The organism is Aggregatibacter kilianii, assembly GCF_003130255.1.
Classification (GTDB): Bacteria; Pseudomonadota; Gammaproteobacteria; order Enterobacterales; family Pasteurellaceae; genus Aggregatibacter; species Aggregatibacter kilianii.
Window position 1 is genome coordinate 283830 of sequence record NZ_NRCN01000002.1, and the last position, 26550, is coordinate 310379.

Here is a 26550-nt window from a genome sequence, read left to right on the forward strand (position 1 = left end):
GGTCAATTTACTCCTTATATTTGTTGATATATTGTTCCTTCATATCGGGTGTTACCAATTCAAAAGGAATCCAGTTATATTTTGGAATGCTTTCACCTAGCGCGGCTTTGTATGCCATCTCAGCACTCAAACGCCCTTGCCCTGATGCAGATTGATACACCGTGGCATCAAGACCATTACCTAAATATTCCAAAGCGTCCGGGGTCGCATCAATCCCTACAATAAGCAGATCTTCATCTTTAAAACCCAATTTCTTCGCTGCCAACAAGGCACCAATTGCCATTTCATCGTTATTACTCAGAATCACATTTGCATCTCGGTGTGCTGCTAATAGGTTTTCCGCCACTTCCATACCTTTGGAGCGGTCCCATTTAGCTTCTTGTTCTGCCACCACGTTAATTTCAGGATGCTGTGCAAAAATCTTTTTGTTACCTTCCGTACGTTTAATTTGCGCTTCTAAACCCAATGGACCAAGTAAAATAATTGCTTTGGCCGGTTTACCATTGAGTGACTTAACAATGAATTCTCCCTGCATTTCACCGCTTTTAATTTCTTCCGATCCCACATAACTAGACACATATTGCATATCTTCTTCATTAGGTTTTACGGTAACGACAATTAAAGGAATGTTGGCTTTCTTCGCTTTTAATCCGATGGCTTTGACAATTTTTTGATCCGTTGGCATGATAATTAACGCATCCACATTGGAATCGATAAAATTCTCTACATCGTTCAGCATTTTGGCAGGATCGCCATTAGCATCAGCATATTTAAATTTAAGATCCGACTGCGAACTGACAAATTTATTCATTGAATCCTGTAAATACGTCGGATATTTATCAGCGAGGCTATACATGGAGACACCAACTACAATGGATTTAGCAAAAATGAGCGGAGTGAAAAAGAGACTAAAAACCAAGACGCATATCTTCTTTAACATTGTTTATCCTCCGTTTATGAATAGATGTCTTTGAGTAACAGGAAAGGACAAAATCGTCCTTTCCGTTGTCATTGATTGAAAACTATTTTTTGTATTTCGCTTGGTATTCCTCTTTCTTATCAGGCGTCACAAGTTCGAAAGGAACCCATTCTACGGATGGAACCTTCTCGCCTTTTGCAGCAAGATATGCCATTTTAGCTCCTGCCGTACCTTGACCGGCAGCAGATTGGAACACGGTGGCATCCAAACCTTTACCTAAATAATCTAATGCATCAGGTGTTGCATCCAAGCCCACAATAATTAAGTCCTCGTCTTTAAGACCTAATTTTCTGCCCGCCAATACGGCTCCAATCGCCATTTCATCGTTATTACTCACTACAACATTCAGATTTTTATTTGCAGCCAATAGATTTTCTGCGATTTCCAATCCTTTCGCTCTATCCCATTTACCTTCTTGTTCAGTAAAAATTTTGATGTTTTTATTCTGCGCAAAAACTTCCTTATTACCTTGAGTACGTTTAATTTGTGCATCTTGCCCTAAAGGCCCCATTAAAATAGCGGCTTGAGCAGGTTGACCTTTTAAAGTATTAACAATAAAGTCTGCTTGAATACGGCCTCCCTCAATTTCATCTGATCCCACATAACTGGTAACATACTGCATATCTTCATCTAATGGTTTGCGATTAATAATAATGAGAGGAATACCGGCTCGTTTGGCTTTTCTACCAATCACTTTCACAATATTCGGATCAGTTGGAACAACAAGTAATGCATCAACTTTTTGGTCAATAAAAGTCTCCGCATCGTTTAATAAGCGGGCAGGGTCGCCATTAGCATCGGCAAGTTTGATTTCCACATCATCATGTGTTTTATCAAATTCACGAATCGCATCTTGAAGATAGGTTTGCCATTTATCGGAGAAGGCAACCATTGGAGCGCCAATAACAACATTTTTAGCGCTAACGGCTTGAGACGTTAATAGGATTCCACCACAAAGTAACGCAAGTAGTGTTTTTTTCATAATGCTACTCCCTTTTATCGGTTAAATGAATAACAACAAAAAATTGAAATACAGCTATACCCTACCATAACAACACATGCGAATATAAATTTCACCAGTGAACAATTTGAAACAAATCATCCGTTTGTTATCTATATCATTAAAAGAAGATTTCCTGCAACAGCCATTTTTTGAAAGTGTGAAATAGATCTTATTTTTTGGAAGGAAAATTTAACTACTGCAAAAATAAACTAAATATTTTATTTTAAGTAAAAAAATAGGCATCGTTCGATGCCTATATAAATCCATTTGCACAGTTTATTTATGCAATATCTTCCACGTCTATCCAACGCTTTTGTTCACAAGAAAGCGCAATAGCGTCTAATACTCTGGAAACCTTATAGCCTTCCTCAAAATCCGGATACAGCGTGCTTGCCGACGAAGCTAAGCCGTTAACTAAATCTCGAATCTCGACGGTTTTCTGATCATTAAACCCAATGCCATGACCGGCACTTACACAAAAATTCTTATAATCCGGATGTAATGGCCCGGTAAGAATCGTTTTAAAACCTTGTCTTGCAGGATTTTCATCATGTAAATAAAGCTTTAATTCCGCCATTCTTTCTTGGGTATAAGTGATTGTCCCCTTCGTCCCCGTAATGACATAACTTAGCCCCATTTTACGCCCGCAAGCGATGCGGGAAGTTTCAATCGTTCCCATGCAACCGTTAGCAAAACGAACTAAAGCAGTTGCCTGATCTTCATTTTCCACCGCTAACCGTTCTTGCAGATTATTAGGATTCGGTCGAGTTTTAATTACCGTTTGCATATCGCCGATAACGGAATGAATATCCTGTCCTAATAAATACTGGGACATTTGAACAATATGCGCGGCAAGATCGCCGAGTGCACCAAGACCCGCCTTTTCTTTTACGCAGTGCCAATCCAATGGTGTATTTTCATTAGCAAGATAATCTTCATTATGCGTGCCATAAAAATGAATCACCTCACCGATTTCACCGTTTGCAATAATTTCTCTTGCTAATTGGGTTGTTGGATTTTTTATATAATTGAACCCTACCAATGTTTTAACACCCGCTTGTTTTGCCGCCTCATACATCAATTTGGCGTCAACCGCTGTCAATGCAAGTGGCTTTTCAGAATAGACATGTTTACCATTGGCAATGGCGGCTAATGCGATTTCTTTATGAAGAAAATTAGGGGTGCATATATCTACGACATCCACGTTCGGATCCTGCACAATATCACGCCAATCGCCCGTAAATCGTTTAAATCCGAATTCCTTTGCTTTCTTTTCTGCTAATTCAGGCGTGACTTCAGCCAAATATTCCAACACTAATTCGGCATCAAGCGGAAAAACCGTTGGTGCCTGCGCATAAGCAATTGCATGACAACGTCCGATATACCCTGTTCCGACTAAACCGATACGCACTTGTTTCATACCCTATCCTTACCATTTATTGCATAAAATAAGAGGAGATAAGTTCCAATGTTCCATTATCTCCTCCCGATGATTAAAAAACGAAGCCGACTACAATGTTGGCATACTAAATGCCGCATTCTCAATCACATATTTATTCGGCCAACGCGTAGTCACAGTTTTCATTTTCGTGTAGAAACGAACCCCATCCGGACCATAAACGTTCAAGGTGGTGTAAGCAGAATGTTTCCAACCACCAAAACAGTGGAATGACATCGGCACCGGAATCGGCACATTAATGCCCACCATACCCGCTTGAACGTGATACGCAAATTCACGTGCTGCACCACCATCAGCGGTAAAGATAGCCGTACCGTTTCCATAAGGATGTTCATTAATCAATTTCATCGCTTCTTCAAAACTTTTCGCTCTGACAATACCAAGCACCGGACCAAAGATTTCCTCTTTATAAATCACCATGTCGCCAGTGACATTATCAAACAAGGAGCCCCCGATGAAGAAGCCATTTTCATGACCAGCCGGTTTTTTACCACGACCATCAACAACAAGTGTTGCCCCTTCTTCCACACCGGTTGTAATGTAATTCGTCACATTATTAAGGTGTTGTTGAGTAATTAACGGACCAAAGTCCATTTCTTTTTCACCGTCTTTCGGAATACCCGGACCATAACGAAGCGCTTCTACTTTCGGTTTTAAGGCCGCCACTAATTTATCTGCGGTTTCATCATCAATCGTCACAGCTAATGCCAGAGCCATACAACGCTCACCCGCTGCACCAAATGCGGCTCCCAACAAAGCGTTCGCCGTGGATTCAATATCCGCATCAGGCATAATCAATGCATGGTTTTTCGCCGCACCAAAAGTTTGCACGCGTTTGCCGAACTCGGAACCGACTTTATATACATGGGCAGCAGCCGGTGTAGAGCCCACAAAGCTCACCGCATGAACGCGCGGATCACGTAATAAAATTTCATTGTCATTACGGTCACCATGTACCACATTAAATACACCATCAGGCAAACCGGCTTCTTTTAGCAACTTAGCCAAACGAATGGACAAAGAAGGATCGGCTTTCGCCGGTTTTAAAATAAAGGTATTACCGCAGGCTAATGCAATCGGGAACATCCACATCGGCACCATTGCTGGGAAATTAAATGGCGTAATACCAACAGTTACCCCTAACGGTTGTAAGGAAGAATGAATATCAATGCCACGCCCTGCTTGCTCTGAAAATTCACCTTTCAATAAATGAGGAATACCGCATGCAAACTCTACTACTTCCAAACCACGGGTCAATTCACCACAGGCATCGGAATAAACTTTACCATGTTCTTCAACAATTAAACGCGCCAATGAATCCCAGTCTCTTTCCAATAATTCTTTAAATTTAAACATAATACGGGCACGACGTAGCGGAGAAGTCGCCGACCAATCGGCAAAGGCTTTATGCGCAACCTCAATCGCTTCATTGACATCATCAGGCGAACTCATGATCACTTGGCGAATTTGCTCGCCTGTTGCAGGATTATAAATCGGATGCGCTTTTGTCCCTCTGCTTGGCACTTGTTTACCATTAATAAAGTTATAAACAGTTTCCATTTTGAACTCCTTCTTATGATTTAAGAAATTAACATGCGATAAACGAATGGCAATTTACATAAAACAACGATGCTCATCACCCAAGGTAGCTATAGAGTAGGAAAATAAAATAAAATTTTCAAATCATTTTTATTTAATTTGAATTTTTTATTTCATTTTTGTGATCTGTATCTGATTTTCAGACAAGAAAAAGCGATACAGAAACCATTCTGTATCGCTCAGACTAATAAGAACTCACTATGCTACTGAGTTAGAAGACCTATAGAATTAGACTAAACCCCAAGAGCAAGGGCGCTATTTGCAAATCAAAGGAATCCTCAAACTACAGTAGTTGGATTTAATTTTTAAATATCTGCCGATATTAACCTCATTAGAATAGTACACCTTAAAAATACTCTACAAACATATGTCTCCTTCTAGTGGTTTAGCATAAAAATTTCTCTAGCTAAATCAGGGGTAATAAAATCATAAATCTGAACACCTTTCACTCCTGACTTTTTTTTCCAAAATACTTTTGTATATTGATTTAAATATTCAGCATAAACATCAGGAAAACCTAACCTACCGTTCGTTGCACTAATATGATTAAGAATCAACTTATCACTCTGAATATTCACACTATCTTGAATAAGATGCTGAATTACTTCTTGTTTTTGGTTTAAATTAGGACCATCCCATAAATCTTGTAACACAATATTTGGGTTTTGATGCCAATTTGCTGCCCAAAAGCCATTTTCTAATTGACTAAACTTAAACTGAACCGGAGAACACTCCAATGCAATAATTTTACCTCTTACCTCTTTGAGTTTTGGCCATTGAGGATTTCCTTCATGTCCCAATTCGTTCGAAGACCAAAAATAAAAAAGCGATAAATTTTGGCTAATTTTTTCTAATAACGCAGCTCCATACTCATTAAAATCGTCTTTTTTCTCATTAGCATTTTGAATGCGCATGAGAATAAACTCATCAGAATTTTGTTGTAAAAAATCACCGCACTTTTTAAGAATTTGATCAAAAGTAATGTGGCTTATCCATTCCCTATGAGCAGCTACCATTTCTTTTCGAAGTCGAATATCTAAAAACCTTACACCACAAGATAGCTGTTCTTCGAGTGATAAAGTTTGAGTTTTATAATATCGTTGCTGACAATCCGCAGTCATCGTGTCGTGCGTTCCCGGTATGAGCAACTCAGAAATATAACGTTCCGGATCACAAAACGATATCCAATTTGTCCCATTAATTAATTTATCCATAAAATACCACCTTATAATTTAAATACTAAGATTTTTTCTGTTTTAATTTAATTAAAGTGTGAGACATGAAGATTGAGAGAACAACTAATAATGCAAGACCTAAAAATGCCCATCCTAAAATTTGAGTATCTGTCAAATAGGAACGAATAATTTGACCCGCTGCATCTTTCTCAGGTGATTTTACAAGGGAACCCAACACAATAGGGGTTAATAACGCAGGAAAATAACCAATAGTAATTGCAAAAGACATGGCGGCAGAAGAATGTTTTTTATCGACTCCTAATTCACCAATAGGTGCATAGTAAACACCTCGAATCATAAAAATACATGCAGAAGCTAATAACATTAACACCACTAAGGTCCAGAACATTGAAGTGGAAATGAGATTATCCGGTGGTTGATCCGGTAAATACCCATTTGCATACAAAGAAATATCCGGATGATTACTAAAAAATATAAATGCTATCGCCAACAATATTATTGTGAGAATCACCTGCATTACGCGCATAAAATGAGCTGTAGAATCAAAGATTTTCTCAACCAAAACCGTTGAGACCAATGGAAGCATGCGTAAAGCAATGACTACGGTAGCAAATACGGCGGCCGCAACGGCACTTGTACCATATCCTCCCTGCAAGAAACGGGCAAAATAAGTACCGGCCGCAACAAATGCACCATAAATACAAAATACATTAATACCGACAATCCAAACAACAGGTAACTTCGCAACGTGCCATACACCTTGTAATGCTTCTTTCGTTGTTTCCACTTGGGCATCATCACCCACTTTTTGTCCTTTAGGTACAACAAAAAAGACAGCAAACCCTGTCACAATAACAATTATGCAGCTTGTCATCATCATTTCTTTTGGACCGGCTTTGTAATAAAGCATGGCTGTCCATAATAACGATATAAGAAATGCGAGCAATCCTCTGCCAAATTCAAATAGACCAAAAGCCGCGCCTTGGTGTTCTTCAGAAGTAGAAATTCTAAGTGCTTTAAAGTTTGCAGGTTTAAATAAAACTTCGCTAAAAAATAGCATGGAGAAAAAGCACACAAGCAGAACAGACATACTTAAGCCTGGTGATGCCAGTGTCAGAAATAATGAGATCCCGCCGACACCAATCGTTGATAACAACATGATACTTCGGATAGAAAATCGATCACCAACCCAACCTAATGCAATCGTGCCTAGAATAATAACTAAACCTTGCATGGAATATAAATAGCCGGCTTGTTGATCGGTTACACCTAAGGCAGCGGGAAAACCACCGGGGACACTGTTTCGAATATCCCAAAATGCATAAATGAGTTGAGCATTTACAGTAATAAGAATAAGTTGGAAGAACGAAGCAGGGGTAAACCCGTACTTATAAAGAAAGTCTTTCATATAAAAACTCCTTTTCTAATCATATAAAAGTGCGGTCAAAATCCACCGCACTTTTTACCATTCATTATCAATTAGTGATTCGTTTAGTTTGATAGTACACGACGATAGCAAATAGAATGGATGCCAAAACGGAACAAAGATCTGCACCAACCCAGAAGTAAGACAGACTGTCAAAATCATAAATTTTCTTACCGGCTTCATTAATTACGGTCGTTTTATCCAACATAAACCCGGTTAAAAATTCACCTGCCGCAGCCCCTGCATAACCGAAGACGCCCATCATACCTAATGCTATGCCGGAAGCGGATTTATGGGAAATATCCGTGGCCAATAACCCACCTAAGAAGCACAATTGGATGCCAAGCGTAATACCAAATACGGAAAGGGCGATAATGGAGAACCAAGTATTGCCGCTCGGTGCAAATAAAAACGCGGCCAAGGAAATCGCATTCAACAAACTGACACCGATGGTCATAATATTTCGTTTGCCATGTAGGAAACGATCGGATAACCATCCTGAAACGACCGTTCCTAAAATACCGACGATGCTGTTCACGCTAATGATGGATGCGGCTTCAATAGTGGTATAACCTTTGCCGTTTTCAAGGAAAAACACACCCCAACTGTTCACACCGTAACGGGCGATATACATACAACAAGAGGCAACCGCCAAAATCCAAATCGCCGGATTTTTTATGACGTCCCATTGGTGCTTTAACACTTCCTTATTATCAAAAACTTCATCTTTTGATTCGGTTTTAATAATCGGTTTATATCCACAGGACTCCGGCGAGTCTTTCATAAACATGATGGTCACAAGTACGCCTAGCAACCCGGCAATCCCTGCAAAATTGAACCCTGCACGCCAACCGAATGTGGTAATCACGGCAGCGGTGACAACAAAAGTAATACCTTCACCGACATTATGGGCTACAGACCAAAAACCATAATAGGAGCCGCGCTCTTTATCATCATACCAACGGGATAATGCCACGACACAAGGCCCAACCCCCATAGATTGCACCCAGCCGTTGAAACCCCAAATAATGGTAAGCACAATCGCACTGGTGTTCATTCCCATGGCAAAGTTAGCAAGCGCGGAAAAAAACAATCCGACGGAAAAGAAACGAACAATATTGGAATGGTCGGCCAAAGCACTATTGACGAATTTACCAACAGCATAAGTAATAAAGGTTGCGGAACCTATAACCCCGAGTTCTGTTGGCGTTAAGATTCCGTTATTCACCAAAATAGGTTTGGCTACGTTAAAAGATAAACGGCAGACATAATAAATGGCATAAGCAAATGAAAACGCCCAAAAGCTTTTCATTCGAGTACTCTTAAACATTTTCTCCGTGTAATCTTTCAAGGGGATTGCCGAACCGGCCTTAAAAAAGCTGAGAACTGACATATAGCCTCCTTTCTACTTTTATTGTGTTTCATGTGAGTTTTTGATGTGATTTAGTCTTGTAAACACAGCTTCACTACAACAACCTAAAATATAATTTCCTTTTAATAAGCCATCATTTTCAAGGAAATTATTCACACATCCACCAGCCTCCTGAACAATAATGATTGCAGCACAAACATCCCAAGCATTAATATGCGGCTCAAAATAGCCAATCAAACGACCTGCCGCCACATAAACCAACATTAATGCGCCGGAACCATTGCGAATAAACATTCCGCCATCAAGTAAAATTTGATGTAGCACGGGAGTAAAAGTATTAGGATGAACGCGGTGAGACACGCCTAATCCCATTAATCCCTCTTTTAATGAGGTGGAAGAGGAAACATGAATAGGATGATCATTAAGAAATGCCCCATCACCTTTCATTGCTCTGAATAACTCATTGTGGACGGGGTCAAAAATCACACCGGAGACAATTTGATTTTTGTGTAGAATTGCAATGGAAATGCACCAAGCATTTAATCCATATAAAAACGGGCTGGTACCATCGATAGGATCTACCACCCAACAATATTCACAGGCTAAGTTTTCTGCACCGGATTCTTCTCCTAAAAAACCATCTTGCGGGAAATGCTGTTTTAATGCGTCTTTAATTTTCGCTTCGACGGTTTTATCTGCAATACTAACTTGATCCTGTAAATCACCTTTTTTACACTCAATTTTTAACTCCTTACGATTGAGATAAAAATCCAGCGCAATTTTCCCAACTTCTTTGACTAACTCCTGAGAAAATAAATATCTATTTCGTAGTTCAATGTCCATATATATTCTCCTGATTAATACATCGTTGTAGATTTACAGCCTGAATTTATTAAATTGAATAATCCCTCCTTGTTTATTTTATAGACAATTTACGTTAACTCTCCAATTTGAAAAATTCAATACACATAAATACAAAATGATTTTTTTGTTTCACTTTTGTGATCTGTATCTGATTTTAACGAAATCCTAGTAGATTAATTGAGCTAAGGGAGTATTATCCAAAGGGGGTTTGAGCTATTTATTTTAGGAGGACGCGATGAGTTATTTACTATCCAAATCAAGAAAAGATCATCCCGAAAAGAACGGCGAAGTACAAAAAATCACACCCAAAACGGCCAATTGGGAGTACGTCGGTTTTGAGATGTACCACTTACAAAAAGACCAAGAACTCACCTTCGACACAGAAAATACCGAGACTTGTTTTGTTTTGGTGGCAGGTAAAGCGACCGTGACGACTGCCCAAGCGACCTTTGAGCATATCGGAAATAGAGCCTCCCCGTTTGAACGGGTCCCACCTTATTCCGTGTATGTTCCACATCAACAACAGGTTCAAATAAAAGCGGAAAGCTATTTGGAGCTGGCTGTTTGTCGCGCACCAAGTCAAGGCAATTTGCCGGTTCGTTTAATTGAACCGAAAGACGTGGGCGTGGAAAAACGGGGATATGGCAATAACAAGCGTTTAGTACACAATATATTGCCGGAGACCGAAACCGCAGACGCATTATTGGTCGTAGAAGTGTTTACTGATGAGGGCAATACCAGTTCATTTCCTAGCCATAAACATGACGATAAAAACTCGCCAACAGAAACCTATTTGGAAGAAACCTACTACCACCGTTTCTCGCCATCGCAAGGTTTTGCATTACAACGAGTCTACACTGACGACCGTTCATTAGATGAATGTATGGCGGTGTATGACGGCGATGTGGTTCAGGTACCGAGAGGTTATCATCCGGTCGCTACCATTGCCGGTTATGACAACTATTACTTAAACGTCATGGCGGGACCGGTCAGAAAATGGCGCTTTACTTGGGAACAGGATCACGCCTGGATCAACAGTGAAAAATACGCCGATAAATTCAAATAACGAAAGTTTAAATCCATAAAATCGACTTAAAGTGCGGTCATTTTTTCCGGTATTTTTATGTAGTTTCACAAAGCTGAAATGACGATTGGTAACCTGTCTCATCTTGAGTAATATCTGCGTTTGAGCAGCATAAAACTCATGCGTCGACAAGCTAAACAACCGTTTTGTGCATTTCCTATACAATACCGATTTTTTCAAGCAAAATGGCCGCTTTTTTCTTGAGGTTTTTAATTCGTCTCTATAAGATCTAGAAATATTTATTTTATGGATATAACAATATGAAAGAAAAATCTCAATTAACCAATTTACAAACAGAAATTCAAACCCGCTACGACAGTTTAAGTAAAAGGCTTAAGCAGGTTGCTCAATACATTTTAGATAACAGCGATAGCATCGTTTTTGATACAGTCGCCACGATCGCAGAAAAAGCAGATGTCCCTCCCTCTACATTAATCCGTTTTGCCGCCGAATTCGGTTTTTCCGGTTTTAACGAAATGAAACAAATCTTTCGCGAAAATCTCATGGAAAAAACGACAAATTACACAGAAAGGCTACAACTTTCGCATAAAATCGCACAATCGGAGGGGGAAGAATCGCCGGAAGATATTTTAACAATCTTTTCGCAAGCCAATAGTCAGGCATTACATCAGTTAGCGGAACAAACCACAAATGAACAAATTTATACCGCCGCCAAAATACTAAAAGAGGCAAATAATATCTTTATTATTGGGTTAAAGCGTTCTTTTAGCGTAGCCTGCTACCTTAACTATGCACTACATCATTTGGACTGTCGTGCTTTTTTAATCAACGGCTTAGGCAGCATGTTTGATGAGCAGCTTAGTCAGGTCAAAGAAGGGGATGTGGTCGTCGCGATTAGTTTCTCACCTTATGCGGCGGAAACCGTCAACATTATGAACACTAGCGCCAAGAAAGGCGTTAAACAAATCGCTATCACCGACAGCCAAATCAGCCCGCTACTTGCGTTTAGCGATATCGCATTTGTGATAAAAGAAGCCCAGGTGCTGGGATTTCGTTCACAATGCTCTACCATGACGCTGGTTCAAACGTTGGCAATTGTGTTGGGATTGGAAAAAGAGAAAGAGAAAGAGAAAAAACACTAAGTAACAAAAAATGCCCCATAATGGGGCATTTTACGTTTATGCTTATTTGCGGGCTTGCCACAGTTTAATTAATCTTCTGTATCTTTCGCCCACTTCGGTAATCAACTCGTCATCCGTTAATTTTCCGTCAAGCCAGTCTGCCGATGGTTGTCCGAAAATGCTCCGTCCAACAGCAAAGCCTTTGACTAAAGGCGCACCTACTGATGCGTCAAATACGGCTTTGAATTGTTCTTCCGGTGCATCTAAACCTAAAATCAGAATACCACGACAGTATGGATCGTTTGTGCGAATCACTTCACTGATATTCGCCCAGCCTTGTGCCGATACGCCCGGCAATTTCCACCAATCCGGTTTAATGCCTAACTGATAGAAGTGTGCGATGATGTCTGCATAATATTGTTCGTTTTGTTCCATATCTGCAGGCAAAATCACTTCTAATAACAATTCATGACCGGTTCGACAGCAGGCTTGATACACCTGTTTTAAGGTTGCATCCTGCTCCGCTTTCATTTCAGCACTGTCTTTCGGATGATAAAAGACCAAACATTTCACTACATGTTCTTGTGGCCAACCGGCTAATTGGCTACCTAAATCGCCGTGTTCCAAGCGTAACGGACGGGAAGACGGCAATTCAATCGGACGTCCAATCCACCACTTTTTACCGGTAATTTCATTCAATGCGGCTTGTCCGAAAGTTGTATCCGCAAGAATCCCCGCCTGACCATCATAAATACCTTCTTCTTGCGCCGTTTTTTCCGCCGCCTGCAATAAAAGCTGTTTCAATTTAGGAATCCGTTTGACATCCGCACCGTATTTTTTTGCCATATCGACCAGTTGCTTACGATGATCAAAGGCAAAAATACACAAGTTATCCCATTTGGCTTTTCGAGTAGTCACGCGGTGTAAATGATTAAGTTGTTCATCCAAATCCGGACGAGGTACCGATTCTGCACGGGCAAGATAATTATCTAACTCCGCTTTAGTTGGCATTGCAGGAGCGCAACCGTGGCGGGAAACCACCAATGCTCCGCAAGCATTGGCATAACGACAAGACTGCTCCCAACCTTCATTATTGATGTAACCACGAATCAGACCTGACATAAAGGCATCACCCGCACCAAGCACATTCAGCACTTCCACTCTGACACCATAAACATTTAGTCCACCATCCAAATCATCAGGAATCTCACCTTCAAATACCGAGCAACCCAATGCACCACGTTTACAAACTAAAACGGCGTGGCTGAACTTACGCACGTTTTTAAGTGCGGTTAATGTATCTGTCGAACCGCCGGCAATATGGAATTCTTCTTCTGTTCCCACCAACACATCAAAATGGTGTAAGACTTCTTGCAATGATTTCGTCACCGCTTCCGAATCAATAAAACGGGTTTCTCCATCCCCTAAGGAGGTCAGTCCCCATAACACCGGGCGATAATCGATATCCAACAAACGTTTTGTGTTATTTCTGCCCGCATATTCCAACGCCGTCAACACCGCTTCTCTGGTTTTCGGGTGGGACAAATGCGTGCCGGTAATGGCTAAGGCTTTGGCGGAAGCAATGTAGCTTTCATCAAAATCCGCTTTAGTAATCGCCATATCGGCACAATTTTCACGGTAAAAAATCAACGGGAAAGTATCCTGATCTTTAATGCCTAAAATCACAAGCGCAGTCAAACGTTCTTTATCCGTAATCAAATGGCTGGTATCCACTCCGACGCGTTGTAATTCCTCGCGTAAAAAACGTCCCATGTGCTCATCACCAACGCGTGCCAACATAGAAGATTTCACGCCTTGCACCGCCGTACCATAGGCCACATTACCGGAGGATCCGCCCAGATATTTGGAAAAAGAAGAAGCGTCCTCTAATCTGGCACCGATTTGTTGTGCATAAAGATCAACAGCCACCCGACCAAGACAGATAAGGTCTAATGTTTTTTCTACCGTTTTCATAATGCAATTCCTTCTACTTAGTAAAATTGTTTCACCCACACAAATTGAAACACATATTTCAAAAAAATCAATATTGAAATTTAATTTTTTAGACCTTAATCACAAAACAAACATCATCCGATTTTCTATTCGGTATTTTATGATTCATACTGTTAATAGGCTGTTTAAGTGTTTTTTAAAGATAAAATATAAATTCGGGAAAATTTGATCTATGTCTCAAAAATGAAATTTTTGTTTCAAAAATATTTAAAATTAAAAGAATGCTTATATACTGGTTTCAATGCTAGCTACTCGTAAAAGGAGATTCTGATGAAAACCGTAAGACTTACTGTTGCACAAGCGCTTATAAAATTTCTTGATAATCAATATATCGAATTTGATGGCAAAGTAACAAAATTTGTTGAAGGTATCTTTGGTATTTTCGGTCATGGCAATGTGCTTGGAATCGGTCAGGCGTTGGAACAAGACAGTGGTGATCTGATTGTGCGCCAAGGACGTAATGAACAAGGCATGGCGCACGTGGCAATCGGCTTTGCCAAACAAAATTTGCGTAAAAAGATTTATGCCTGTACCTCCTCCGTGGGCCCCGGTGCCGCCAATATGATTACCGCAGCCGCAACAGCAACCGCTAACCGTATTCCGCTTCTTCTTTTACCCGGCGATGTGTTTGCCACCCGCCAACCGGATCCGGTGTTACAACAAATCGAACAATTTCATGATCTGAGTATCAGTACAAACGATGCATTCAGAGCCGTAAGCAAATATTGGGACAGAGTCAGCCGCCCGGAACAACTGATGACCGCCTGTATTAATGCCATGCGGGTATTAACGGACCCGGCGGACACCGGCGCAGTAACAATCGCCCTGCCGCAAGATGTTCAAGCGGAAGCCTATGATTTCCCGGAATACTTTCTACAAAAACGGATTCATCGTATTGAGCGTACGTTACCGACCGAGCCAATGTTGAAATTGGCCGTTGATCTTATTATGAGTGCGAAAAAGCCGTTAATGATTTGCGGCGGTGGCGTGCGTTATTCCGAAGCGGCAGAACAACTCAAACAGTTTGCCGAAACCTTCCAAATTCCTTTTGCCGAAACACAAGCAGGTAAAAGTGCGGTCGTTTCTGAGCACGTTTTGAATGTGGGCGGCGTAGGAGAAACAGGTTGTTTAGCAGCCAACCTGTTAGCGAAAGAGGCAGATCTGATTATCGGTATCGGCACACGCTACACGGATTTCACCACCTCTTCAAAATGGATCTTCCAACATCCGAATGTGAAATTCCTAAACATCAACATTGCCCGTTTTGACGCTTATAAACTGGATGGCGTTCAAGTGGTTGCCGATGCCAAAGAAACGTTAGAAAAACTGACCGCACTTTTAGCACCGCGCGCCTATCAACCACAGTGGAGCAACGCCGTTGCAGAAGCCAAAGTGCAGTTTGCTCAAGAACTCCATCGTATTTATCACGCCACCTACACTGAAACCGACTTCGTACCGGAAGTCAATGACGCATTGGATCGCGAAAAAGTTTATGCGGAGTTTATCAAGCTCACCCAATCCTGTCTGACACAGAGCCGCGTTCTGGGTATTCTCAATGAAACCCTGGGTGCCAATGACATTATTGTGGGCGCTGCTGGTAGCCTGCCGGGCGACTTACAACGTGCTTGGCAATCCAAGGGCGAAAATACCTATCATCTCGAGTATGGCTATTCCTGCATGGGCTATGAAGTCAACGCCGCGTTAGGAGCAAAATTGGCCCAACCGGAAAAAGAGGTTTACGCCTTACTAGGCGATGGTTCTTACATGATGCTCCATTCCGAGCTCATCACATCAGTGCAGGAACATAAAAAGATTAACGTGATTTTACTAGACAACATGACCAACGGTTGCATTAACAACCTGCAAATCGGCAACGGTATGGACAGTTTCGCCACTGAATTCCGTTTCAGAAATCCGCAAACCGACAAATTGGATGGCGGATTTGTGCCCGTTGATTTCGCGATGAATGCGGCGGCCTATGGATGCAAAACCTATAAAGTCACGACAGAAGAAGAATTGCACGTGGCCTTAGCCGATGCCAAAAAGCAAAATGTGTCTACTTTAATTGATATTAAAGTATTGCCAAAAACGATGATTCACGGCTATGGCAGCTGGTGGCACGTTGGCGTGGCAGAAGTTTCGGAAAAAGAAAAAATCCGCAAAGCGCATGAACGCAGTGTGAAACATATTAACGAAGCACGTCGTTATTAATTCGTGATTCAATTGATTATCTCCAATTTAACCATTCTGTTGAGAAGGAAAAAACTATGAAAGCTGAAAACGTGAAATTAGGTATCGCGCCAATCGGTTGGACAAACGATGATATGCCTGATCTTGGTAAAGAGAATACCTTTGAACAATGTGTCAGTGAAATGGCGCTGGCAGGTTTTACCGGATGTGAAGTTGGAAATAAATATCCGCGCGATGTGGAAGTGCTAAAACACAAGCTAAGTGTTCGCGGAATTCAAATTTGTAATGCCTGGTTCAGTACGTTTTTCGTGGACGGCAAAAAAGAAGAAACCATTCAAGAGTTTATTAAACATCGTGATTTCCTTCATGCTATGGGCGCCAAAGTCATCGGCTGTTCTGAGCAAAGCCGTAGTATCCAAGGCACAACAAAAGCCGTTTTCAAAGAGAAAACCATCTTCACCGAAGATGAATGGCAAAAATTAGCGGAAGGCTATAACGAACTGGCTAAACTTGCTGCCGAAAAAGGCATGAAAGTGTGTCTGCATCACCACATGGGCACCGGCATTCAAACGCCGGAAGAAATTGATAAATATATGACAGTCGTTAACGATGACGTGTATTTGTTATTCGATTCAGGTCACCTCTATTATTCCGAAGGATCACAACAAGCCATGTTGGACGTGTTGGAAAAATACATCGACCGTATTTGCCACGTTCATTTGAAAGATGTGCGTGACGATGTCGTGGCGGAAGTCAAAGCCAATGATTTAAGTTTCTTGGAAGGCGTACGCAAAGGTACATTTACCGTGCCGGGAGACGGCGTTATCGACTTCAGACCGATTTTCGACATTCTCGAAAAACACAATTACAAAGGCTGGATGGTGGTTGAGGCGGAACAAGATCCGGCCATCGCCAATCCGTTTGAATATGCCGTTAAAGGCCGTAAGTACATTAAAGAAACAGCGGGGATTTAATCATGATTAAAGTAGGCATTATCGGCGCCGGTCGTATCGGTCGCGTGCATTCTGAAAGCATCACAAAATATGTCAAAGGGGCTGAAATCAAAGCGATTTCCGATGTTCGCGTCACTGATGAGCTCAAGCAATGGGCGAAAGATATGGGCATTCCGCACGTTTATGAGGATTACAAACAAATTCTGCAGGATCCTGAAATTGACGCCGTGTTAGTGTGTTCCTCCACCAATACCCACGCACCGATTTCTATTGAAGCCGCCCGTACCGGCAAACACATTTTCTGCGAAAAACCGGTAGATGCCGATGTGAATCGCATTAAAGAAGTCTTGGCTGAAGTAGAAAAATCCGGCGTGAAATTCCAAGTAGGTTTTAACCGTCGCTTTGACCATAACTTTAAAGCCATCAAGACCCGTGTAGAAAACGGCGACATCGGCGAACCGCACTTAATTCGCGTCACCTCCCGCGACCCGGATGCACCGCCGATTGAATACGTAAAAGTCTCCGGCGGGATGTTCTTCGACATGACTATCCACGATTTCGATATGATCCGTTATTTATCCGGTAGCGAAGTGGTGGAAGTGTATGCGGCAGGCGGCGTGTTGGTGAATCCGGAAATCGGCAAAGCCGGCGACATTGACACTGCCGTCATCACGTTAAAACTCGCTAACGGTGCTATCGGTGTGATCGATAACAGCCGAAAAGCGGTTTACGGCTACGACCAACGGGCAGAAGTGTTCGGCTCCAAAGGCGCGGTACAAACCCGTAATGATACCGATTCTACCGCCGTATATTCCTGTGAAGCCGGTGTTATCGCCGAAAAACCGAAATACTTCTTCTTAGAACGCTATATGCAATCTTTCGCCGATGAAATGGCGTGTTTTGTGGATTCCGTAGTGAACGACAAACCAACTTTAGTGAACGGCAATGACGGGTTACAACCTGTGATTATCGCACTTGCCGCCAAACGTTCTTTAGATGAAGGACGCCCGGTAAAACTGGCGGAAATTGCTTAATACACGTTTTGAGTATAAAAAAAGACCTGAATCTTCAGGTCTTTTGTTTTTTTATGGTGATATGAAAAACGCTCGGAAAAACCACCGCACTTTTATATTATGGAAAAGAATTATTTGGCGTGTATTTACTCAAAATACTCAATCTCTCTTTTGATCATTTCTTGGAGTTTTTTATTTTCATAGAATTTCTTAGTAAGCCAGTTACCACGCTTATCATATTCATACACCATAGTTCTTTCATCTTGTTCTGTAAATTCGGCTCTTTGCTTTGTGTGTTTCACTCGAATTAAATTTTGGTATTCGTCATAAAAATACTCACCGGAAGCGCAAAAGCCATCTTCATTTTCATAAATATCTTTCACCAACAAGCTTTCGGTATTGTATTCATAACACTGTCTTTCATACAGCTTCCCTTCGCGCATACTTAATGTTTCCACCAAGCGCCCTTGTTCATCATAAGTTTTGCGAAGGAAATTGCCTTCAGACCAATAAAGCGTTTCAGTTAACGCTACATCGTCATAATCCCATTCCGATTTTTCCCAAACTTGCTCTCCGTTTTCCGCCAACGTAGATTTTGCAATTTCCCGACCTTTGTGATCCAATAAAGAGGTCTCCGTTTCAATCGTGCCACCCTGGCGTATTATGGTCCGCTTGCATCCTGTTACCAAATACTCATAACGATATTCAAATTCCCGTTGCGAATAGCCATCATGTTCGCCCATAAAGTGATATTCCCGAATCACTCTCTTTTCGTCATCGTATTCATATTCATTTAAGTAAATGACTTTATTGCCGTTTTTATTGGTGGTGGTTTTTCGCGTGATATGGGTGCCGTCTAAATATTCGCAACTCACCTTAAACGTAATTCTTTCATTTAACGGCTTTTGCACACTTTTTTTGCCGATGGAGTAATACGTTTTCGCGGCCAAATAACCTTGCGGATTAAATAGCGATAAATGGCGGTCAAGACAATCACGATAAATGAGCTCACCTTTTTTCTCACGAACCAACCAATCCTGATGAAAGCAAGATTTTACAGCGCCACGCAAATTGTTTTCTTTTAATGCGAGTTCTTTTTCTTCAAAAATTTCGTGTTGCATATTTACCTCAAGGATTCGAGCTAAATATTAAAGCGACAATTTTCATTATCGCTTTATTTAAATTGGATGCTATTAAATCAACGGAAACAGATTGACCGCACCACGATAGTAATAAATGCCATCATGCAAATATGCCGATAATGGACTATTTATTTTTTAATTTTTTCTCTAACTCCTTAATTTTTTTCAGAATAATTTTATCTTTTTTATCCCGTAATAAATTAACCATTTTGTAATTATCTAATGCTTTGCTGAGATCTTGTGCTTTTTCCTCATACATCATGGCAAGAATTAAATAAAGTTCCGCCGGATCTTCATCGTTTTGATCTTTTTCCGTGTTATATGCCAATGTGTACCAATAGGCCGCTTGATCAAAATCCTTCTGTACACCTTTGCCTTCTTCATAAGATGACGCCAAACGCATCATTGCCGCAGATGAGTTCAAATAAGCCGCTTTCTGTAATAATTCCACAGCTTTAACCTCATCTTTCTTAATGTCACCTATACCGAATGCATAAAAATCAGCTAACTGAAGCATGGCATAAGCGCTATTTAACTCTACACCTTTTTGATAATAAATTTCCGCTTTGCGTAGATCGCTTTCACTATAGAAATCACCTAAAAATTCAATGGCATCAATGTCATTATTCGCGGCAGAACGCTCAAACCAATAAAGGGCTTTTTCTGTGTTGCCTTCATCATAAAACATCTGAGCGAGATAAAATTGCGCTTCTTCTTCATTTTTTTCTGCAGCTTGTTGAAATAAGGTCATCGCTTGTTTGGTGTGTTCTTGATTTCGATACATTAAGGCAAGGTTTTTCATAGAAACCACATTGCCCGATTCCGCGCCCAGTTTGAAATATTTCAATGCCTCGCCAAAATTCTGTGGCGTTCCGATTCCTTCATCATAAAGATAACCCAACCAGTTAATATAATGCGTGTTGCCATTCTCTACGGCAGCTTTCATCGCATTAAAGCCTTCTCTGGCGTATTTTTTAGCCTGTTCACTTTCTTCCTCTTCTGCTTCAATAAAAATTAATTTTGCTTTTTCATTGCCTAACGCAATGGCTTCATTGGCAAGCTCAATGGCTAATGCGTTATCACCATTGTTAATAGCAAAATCGGCAAGAAATAATTTCGCATCAGCGTTCCCTGCCTCGGAAGCGGCAATAAATAGCTCTTTGGCTTTTTCCAGATTTCTAGGCTGTTTCATGCCATAGCGATAATCAAAAGCTTCTTCAAACAAAGCGACTCCTTTATCGGCATTTTCCCCTTGTTTCACCATCTGTTGCGCGGTTTCAAGACCTTTCGGATAATCGGCTAAATTCGGTGGTAACCCCAACACAGTTGCCGCAATAATAAAAGCAAGATTTGATAACATAATTTGTCCTCTATAAAGAAAAATACGATTAAAAGCCACCGCACTTTAGGAATAAAAATTAATGAAAAATTGCGCAGCATAATATCCCAATCCACTTAACATCTCAACTAACCAAGAGAAATTAAATAGTGAAAAATCAATAAAATACCCATAAAGAAAAAGCGACAATTTTCATTGCCGCTTTTGTTTATTCGTTTAATTGAACTTAGGCGTAAACCGGAAGACGCTTACAAATTGCCAACACTTTTTCTTTGGTAGCGGCAATCACTTGTTCTTCGTTTTCTTTGCCAAGCGCGTCTAATATATCGCACATCCAACCTGCAAGCTCTTTCACATCGGCTTCGTTAAAACCGCGACGGGTCACGGCCGGGGTGCCGACACGAATACCGGAAGTAACAAACGGTTTTTGCGGATCATTTGGCACGGAGTTTTTATTCACAGTGATATTAGCTTTGCCAAGCGCCGCATCTGCCGCTTTACCGGTTAAACCTTGTTTGATAAAGCTTACCAAGAACAAGTGGTTTTCAGTACCGTTAGACACAACGTCATAACCGCGTTGTTTAAACACCTCCACCATGGCTTTGGCATTTTGGATTACCTTCGCTTGATACTCTTTATACGCCGGCTCTAATGCTTCTTTGAAACAAACCGCTTTTGCCGCAATAATGTGGACTAATGGGCCACCTTGGTTTGCCGGGAATACGGAAGATTGCAACTTTTTGTAGATTTCTTCATCACCACAAGAAGAAAGAATTAAACCACCACGCGGACCACCCAAGGTTTTATGAGTCGTTGTAGTGACAACATGGGCGTATGGTAATGGATTTGGATATAAACCTGCCGCAATTAAGCCTGCAACGTGCGCCATATCCACGAACAAATACGCGCCCACTTCATCGGCGATTTCACGCATTTTCTTCCAATCTACCACTTGAGAATACGCAGAGAAGCCGGCCACGATCATTTTCGGCTTGCTCTCTAAGGCTTTTTGGCGTACGTCTTCATAGTCAATTAAACCATCAGCAGTAATACCATAAAGCACAGAATTGTAGATTTTACCGGAGAAACTTACTTTCGCCCCGTGGGTTAAGTGACCACCATGGGCTAAATCCATCCCTAAAATAGTATCACCTGCATTAATTAACGCGCCATATACCGCCGCATTAGCTTGTGAACCGGAATGCGGTTGTACGTTCACATAATCTGCATCAAATAATTCTTTTGCACGATCAATAGCAAGCTGTTCCACAATGTCGGCATACTCACAACCACCATAGTAACGCTTGCCCGGATAGCCTTCCGCATATTTATTGGTAAATTGTGAACCTTGTGCTTCCATGACGCGCGGGCTGGCATAGTTTTCGGAAGCGATAAGTTCAATATGCTCTTCTTGACGACGATTTTCATCTTGAATGGCTTGCCATAAAACCGGATCGTAATCGGCAATATTCATGCTCTTTTTAAACATTGTGTTTTCCTTCTTGGTAGTTAATTGGAATACGCGTTATTGTACTCAATTTCGCGGATAATTCTTAATAAAACCGGATGTGTTTTTTTCACCATGATGATGAAAAATTTTCACCGGACTCATTGTTATTAACGCACGCAAGAACTGGTGTAGCTCTTCTGTGCAGTTTTTTGTTCTAAAACAAGTGTATATTGTCCATTTTTCGGATCACGTGTTAATGACGTAATCGTAAAATTAATGGTGTTTTGTTTATTAATGCGTTTGCTGTATTTCTTAAACAGATTTTCTTCGTAAGGTTTATATCTCGAATCCTTTTCCATTGCGTCCAAGGCGTCTTCGGTGTGGTTGCGTTGCACCGAATTGGTGGTGAGGGTATAAGTTAATTTGTGAGTCTGCTCATCGAATTTCCAGGTTCCCGTGCTGCTTAAATCATACACAAAAAACGGCTTATCAATAGGTTCAATAATCGAACTATTATTTACCAACGAACCGTCACTAATAAGTTTCAAACGGCTCACTGTCTTGGTGTTATGTTCCGGATAGCTGGCGGTACATTGCCATTCGCCGGTTAATTTACGATGGGTGATTTTGCCGTCATCCTCGATATTCACCAAGGTACAACCACCTAATAGTGATGCGGTTAATCCGAGTAAAACTAATTTTTTCATGTAAAAATCCTCTGTACTTACAAAAAGTTAAATCATAAGGGTACTGACTATTTGTGCCAAAGTCATTTAAAACGTTATAAAACAAATACAGAACCTACGCATTGTTATTCTACTGCAAACAGCTTAAACATGTTACTAAACTATTTTTCAGTACTTTTATCCATTAAAGTTGTAATGCCCCCTAATGAATAAAAAACAGCATCAAATGCTAAAGTTAATGGGGTAAAAAGAATTTTTTCTATTTCTAAAATGGTTGACTCATTTATTAAGACTGAAAGTAGATACCACAATCACACGATACCGTTCAAAGTGCGGTCAAAATCACATGCGTTTTTATAAACCCTAGAATAACAACTGGCTATTTCTTCGTATTAAACCACTGATTTAGTAATTTAATGTCTTTATCATTCTCCGTCACTTGTCGGCAAGTCGCATAGTCTTTGCCTAAAATCAGCTTATTGCCATCCTGTTTAAGCTCAATTGGCATTTCAACGTGATCGTTACACTTGCAATAAAAATCATCCAATTGTTCTTTTTCTTGCTGTTGCAGAGTTTTATTCTGTTTGATGGCTTTAGCAGCATTTTTACTGTGAGCAGGCACCATAGAACGATCGGTGAAATCAAAACTTAAGACATCATTTTTGTTCTGCCATTTCACATTGCCTTTTGTCAAATAACGAATTGTTGTCTCCTTATCCATCGCAATACTGGAAATTCCCCACAACGAACCGGAGCCATTGGATTTTAAGATAAAGTGATCCAAGCGATCGTAGGTTAATCTATCTTTCGTCGGTATAGAATGACAAATCCACTCGCCTGCTAATGCTGAACCTTGTGTGTCGCCGGAAGCACTAGCGCAACCTGCCAATAATAAGATAGCCATACTACTCAACAAACATTTTTTCATAACACGCTCCTTTTTCTCACAATGATAAACCGGACGTTTAAGTTCAAAGTGCAGTCATTTTTTTAACTATTTTTTATTCCTAAAAAGGAATCTCCAAAACACGGCAATTACACAAATCATCACTCTCAAACTCCGACATTTCGCCAACATTTTTGTTCGGAGTTGGGAATAAACGCACAGTTAGTGGTTTATTTAAGCGAAATGCCATCGTCCCAGTGTCGCGCATAATAGCTGCGAGGCTTTCTGCCTTAACATTTCCGGCCACGGGAACCGTGTCTAAACCGATACCACATACGGCGCTATACATCAGTAAAGCACGAATATCAAAATATTGTTTTTGTGTCCCTTCGGCTAAACCTAAATCTTCTGTCACCGCCAACATTAACCCAGAAAAACCAACCAATGGCACACCTTGGATTGATTTAAACACTTTTGTCAGTAAAGCAGAAACCTCTACTGAACCAGCCGCACCAAAATAGGGCAATCCCATTAATTCATAAACTTTTGTCATAGATGAACAATTTTTTGATGGAGCCGCCGAACTATCAATGCCTGCAAATTCAAATTCACCCGATAATTTGACCGCACTTAACATGTCTAATACTTGATCTACATGATATTGCAGAGCCTGCAACATAGCTCGATAGCAATCAGCATAAAATTGATTATGAGGCGATTTTGGTACAGATTTTAATACTTCGACTAATAAATCCGGTGTTTCTAAACCAATGACAAAACTGTTCGGCAAATGACTTAGATGGTAACCTGCCGGGAAATAAGGAATAAATGGCTTGCAGTTAAAATTCACAGTAAAGTTAAAATTACCTTCGCCACGAGGTGTGATGTTCGCAATTTGTTGTACGGCATAAACAGATTGCTCAATAAGTTCATTATCTAACACGCCATTTTCATCTAATGGCACATTAACACAGGCATTACACAAATCGCCATAAGCAGCGATTAACTCAGGCAATAAAGCAATTTCCTCTGTATTTCTGGCCGCACCAATTGCAAATCGAATACGAATCCCACTTTCATTAAATTTATTCAATAACTCCGTTAAATATTGCAAATCTGCTTTTGCTGTCTGCAAATTGGTTAAATCTAAATATTCACCAAAAGGATTAGTAATCACTCGAATTGATTGCAAGGTATAACCGGCTTTCTGCACAGCCGGCAATAATAAATCGACATCACGTTTTACAGCATGAAGAGCGGCTTCCCATTGAGTTTTATCTTTATGCAATGTCAGAAAAAAACTAATTGTGCGAATGCGACATAATTCCTTATTTTTATAATCCATATAATCCTTAACATTAATTATTGTTCACGAGCCACGGCGCGATAGCCGATATCACGACGATAAAAACGGCCGTTCCATTGGATTTGTTCTGCAAGTTTCAGGGCTTTTTGTTGTGCCTCAAATACGCTTTCACCTAATGCGGTCACACAAAGCACGCGGCCACCGTTGGTGACTAACTTGCCCGCTTTCGATTCTACGCCCGCCAAGAAAACTTTTTCATTTTCGACCGCACTTTGTGGCAAACCGGAGATTTCATCACCTTTACGATAATCCCCCGGATAGCCTTCTGCTGCCAATACGATACCCAAAGAAGCCTTCGGGTTCCATTGAGATTTCACTTCGTCCAATTTGCCATCACAGGCTTTAAGGCAAAGTTCCACTAAATCCGATTCTAAACGCAACATGATCGGTTGGGTTTCCGGATCACCGAAACGGCAGTTAAATTCGATTACTTTCGGCTGACCATTCGGCATGATCATCAAACCGGCATACAAGAAACCGGTGTAAACATTGCCTTCTGCCGCCATGCCGTTGACCGTTGGATAGATCACTTCACGCATCACGCGCTCATGAATTTCAGGTGTCACCACAGGCGCAGGAGAATAGGCCCCCATACCGCCAGTATTCAAGCCAGTGTCTTTTTCACCCACACGTTTGTGGTCTTGACTGGTCGCCATAGGCTCGACATTTTTGCCGTCTACCATGACGATAAAGCTCGCCTCTTCGCCATCTAAAAATTCTTCAATGACCACTCGACTGCCAGCTTCACCAAAGGCATTGCCGGAAAGCATATCGCGCACCGCGTCTTCCGCTTCTTTCAACGTCATCGCCACAATCACGCCTTTGCCTGCCGCCAAGCCATCCGCTTTAACGACAATTGGTGCGCCTTTTTCACGCAAATAAGCCAATGCCGGTTCAACTTCGGTGAAGTTTTGATATTCCGCTGTTGGGATTTTATGACGGGCTAAGAAATCTTTGGTAAAGGCTTTGGAACCTTCTAATTGCGCCGCCGCTTGCGTTGGTCCGAAGATGTTTAAACCGGCTACACGAAACGCATCCACCACGCCAATCACAAGTGGCGCTTCAGGCCCCACGATCGTTAAACCAATGTGGTTATCTTGGGCAAATTTAACCAACGCAGGAACATCCGTTGCGGCAATATTCACGTTTTCAACCTTTTGTTCTAACGCCGTCCCGGCATTGCCCGGTGCAACGAAAATTTTATTCGCTAATGGAGATTGTGCAGCTTTCCAAGCTAGAGCGTGTTCACGACCGCCGTTTCCGATGATGAGGATGTTCATGTTGTAGTCCTTGTGTCTTTTTGAATTTAATCCCCTCTTTAGCAAAGAGGGGTAGGGGAGATTTGGCAGAAGTTATTTCAACCTCATAGTACATTTAGTATCGTTTAAATCTCCCCCTAGCCCCCTCTTTACGAAAGAGGGGGGATAAGTAAAAAAGTAAGTCGTTCA

21 protein-coding genes are annotated in these 26550 nt (G+C 41.1%); 5 read left to right on the plus strand and 16 right to left on the minus strand.

Translation table 11 applies throughout. From position 1 onward, the window contains the following. Nucleotides 1–7: 7 nt before the first annotated feature. From DK428_RS11085 to DK428_RS11120, 8 genes are all read right to left on the minus strand, one after another. Complete coding sequence (locus DK428_RS11085; protein ID WP_109064463.1) at nt 8–940, minus strand: sugar ABC transporter substrate-binding protein; 933 nt, start codon at nt 938–940, stop codon at nt 8–10. Between the two features lie 82 nt (nt 941–1022). Next, entirely contained in the window at nt 1023–1961 is a 939-nt protein-coding gene (locus DK428_RS11090; RefSeq protein ID WP_109064462.1) for a substrate-binding domain-containing protein, read from the minus strand. 301 nt (nt 1962–2262) lie between these two features. Further along, the gene (locus DK428_RS11095; protein ID WP_109064461.1) at nt 2263–3402 is read right to left on the minus strand and encodes a Gfo/Idh/MocA family protein; all 1140 of its coding nucleotides are present in this window, start codon (nt 3400–3402) and stop codon (nt 2263–2265) included. A gap of 90 nt (nt 3403–3492) precedes the next feature. After that, a complete protein-coding gene (locus DK428_RS11100) occupies nt 3493–5001 on the minus strand; it encodes a CoA-acylating methylmalonate-semialdehyde dehydrogenase (protein ID WP_109064460.1) in 1509 nt (502 codons plus the stop codon). Between the two features lie 416 nt (nt 5002–5417). Further along, the gene (locus DK428_RS11105) at nt 5418–6254 is read right to left on the minus strand and encodes a phosphatidylinositol-specific phospholipase C domain-containing protein (RefSeq protein WP_109064459.1); all 837 of its coding nucleotides are present in this window, start codon (nt 6252–6254) and stop codon (nt 5418–5420) included. 25 nt (nt 6255–6279) lie between these two features. After that, nucleotides 6280–7644 carry an MFS transporter gene (locus tag DK428_RS11110; protein WP_109064458.1) on the minus strand — a complete coding sequence of 455 codons (1365 nt, stop codon included), beginning with the start codon at nt 7642–7644 and terminating at the stop codon, nt 6280–6282. A 67-nt stretch (nt 7645–7711) separates the two neighbouring features. Beyond that, nucleotides 7712–9055: an MFS transporter gene (locus DK428_RS11115; protein WP_109064457.1), complete on the minus strand. Its 1344-nt coding sequence runs from the start codon at nt 9053–9055 to the stop codon at nt 7712–7714. Nucleotides 9056–9073: 18 nt separating this feature from the next. Beyond that, nucleotides 9074–9877 (minus strand): inositol monophosphatase family protein, encoded by an 804-nt coding sequence (locus DK428_RS11120; protein ID WP_109058548.1) that lies wholly within the window; start codon nt 9875–9877, stop codon nt 9074–9076. A gap of 256 nt (nt 9878–10133) precedes the next feature. On the opposite strand from DK428_RS11120, the gene iolB reads away from it, so the two are divergent. Both iolB and DK428_RS11130 read left to right on the plus strand, forming a co-directional pair. Then, the gene (gene iolB, locus DK428_RS11125) at nt 10134–10964 is read left to right on the plus strand and encodes a 5-deoxy-glucuronate isomerase (RefSeq protein ID WP_109064456.1); all 831 of its coding nucleotides are present in this window, start codon (nt 10134–10136) and stop codon (nt 10962–10964) included. A gap of 278 nt (nt 10965–11242) precedes the next feature. Further along, complete coding sequence (locus tag DK428_RS11130; RefSeq protein ID WP_109064455.1) at nt 11243–12085, plus strand: MurR/RpiR family transcriptional regulator; 843 nt, start codon at nt 11243–11245, stop codon at nt 12083–12085. 42 nt (nt 12086–12127) lie between these two features. On the opposite strand, the gene DK428_RS11135 is transcribed toward DK428_RS11130, so the two are convergent. Continuing rightward, nucleotides 12128–14038, minus strand: coding sequence for a bifunctional 5-dehydro-2-deoxygluconokinase/5-dehydro-2-deoxyphosphogluconate aldolase (locus DK428_RS11135; RefSeq protein ID WP_109064454.1), 1911 nt, complete (start codon nt 14036–14038; stop codon nt 12128–12130). 309 nt (nt 14039–14347) lie between these two features. Between DK428_RS11135 and iolD the strand changes: the two genes are divergently transcribed. From iolD to iolG, 3 genes are read left to right on the plus strand one after another with little or no spacing between them, the layout of a single operon-like run. Next, complete coding sequence (gene iolD / locus DK428_RS11140) at nt 14348–16288, plus strand: 3D-(3,5/4)-trihydroxycyclohexane-1,2-dione acylhydrolase (decyclizing) (RefSeq protein ID WP_109090100.1); 1941 nt, start codon at nt 14348–14350, stop codon at nt 16286–16288. 56 nt (nt 16289–16344) lie between these two features. Continuing rightward, complete coding sequence (gene iolE / locus DK428_RS11145; protein ID WP_109064452.1) at nt 16345–17241, plus strand: myo-inosose-2 dehydratase; 897 nt, start codon at nt 16345–16347, stop codon at nt 17239–17241. Nucleotides 17242–17243: 2 nt separating this feature from the next. Then, entirely contained in the window at nt 17244–18254 is a 1011-nt protein-coding gene (gene iolG, locus DK428_RS11150) for an inositol 2-dehydrogenase (protein WP_109064451.1), read from the plus strand. A 125-nt stretch (nt 18255–18379) separates the two neighbouring features. Here the strand turns inward: iolG and DK428_RS11155 are convergent, their stop codons facing one another. The 7 genes from DK428_RS11155 to purD form a co-directional block, all read right to left on the minus strand. Next, the gene (locus DK428_RS11155) at nt 18380–19354 is read right to left on the minus strand and encodes a hypothetical protein (RefSeq protein ID WP_109064450.1); all 975 of its coding nucleotides are present in this window, start codon (nt 19352–19354) and stop codon (nt 18380–18382) included. A 145-nt stretch (nt 19355–19499) separates the two neighbouring features. Continuing rightward, entirely contained in the window at nt 19500–20735 is a 1236-nt protein-coding gene (locus tag DK428_RS11160) for a tetratricopeptide repeat protein (protein ID WP_109064449.1), read from the minus strand. A gap of 205 nt (nt 20736–20940) precedes the next feature. Continuing rightward, complete coding sequence (gene glyA / locus DK428_RS11165) at nt 20941–22203, minus strand: serine hydroxymethyltransferase (RefSeq protein ID WP_065295365.1); 1263 nt, start codon at nt 22201–22203, stop codon at nt 20941–20943. Between the two features lie 128 nt (nt 22204–22331). Then, nucleotides 22332–22871: a glycoside hydrolase family 43 C-terminal domain-containing protein gene (locus DK428_RS11170; RefSeq protein WP_109064448.1), complete on the minus strand. Its 540-nt coding sequence runs from the start codon at nt 22869–22871 to the stop codon at nt 22332–22334. A gap of 358 nt (nt 22872–23229) precedes the next feature. Then, nucleotides 23230–23778 (minus strand): hypothetical protein, encoded by a 549-nt coding sequence (locus DK428_RS11175; protein WP_109064447.1) that lies wholly within the window; start codon nt 23776–23778, stop codon nt 23230–23232. Between the two features lie 79 nt (nt 23779–23857). Further along, nucleotides 23858–25081, minus strand: a complete 1224-nt coding sequence (locus DK428_RS11180; RefSeq protein WP_109064446.1) for a DUF711 family protein — start codon at nt 25079–25081, stop codon at nt 23858–23860. Nucleotides 25082–25098: 17 nt separating this feature from the next. After that, nucleotides 25099–26382, minus strand: coding sequence for a phosphoribosylamine--glycine ligase (purD, locus tag DK428_RS11185; RefSeq protein ID WP_109064445.1), 1284 nt, complete (start codon nt 26380–26382; stop codon nt 25099–25101). Nucleotides 26383–26550 lie beyond the last annotated feature (168 nt).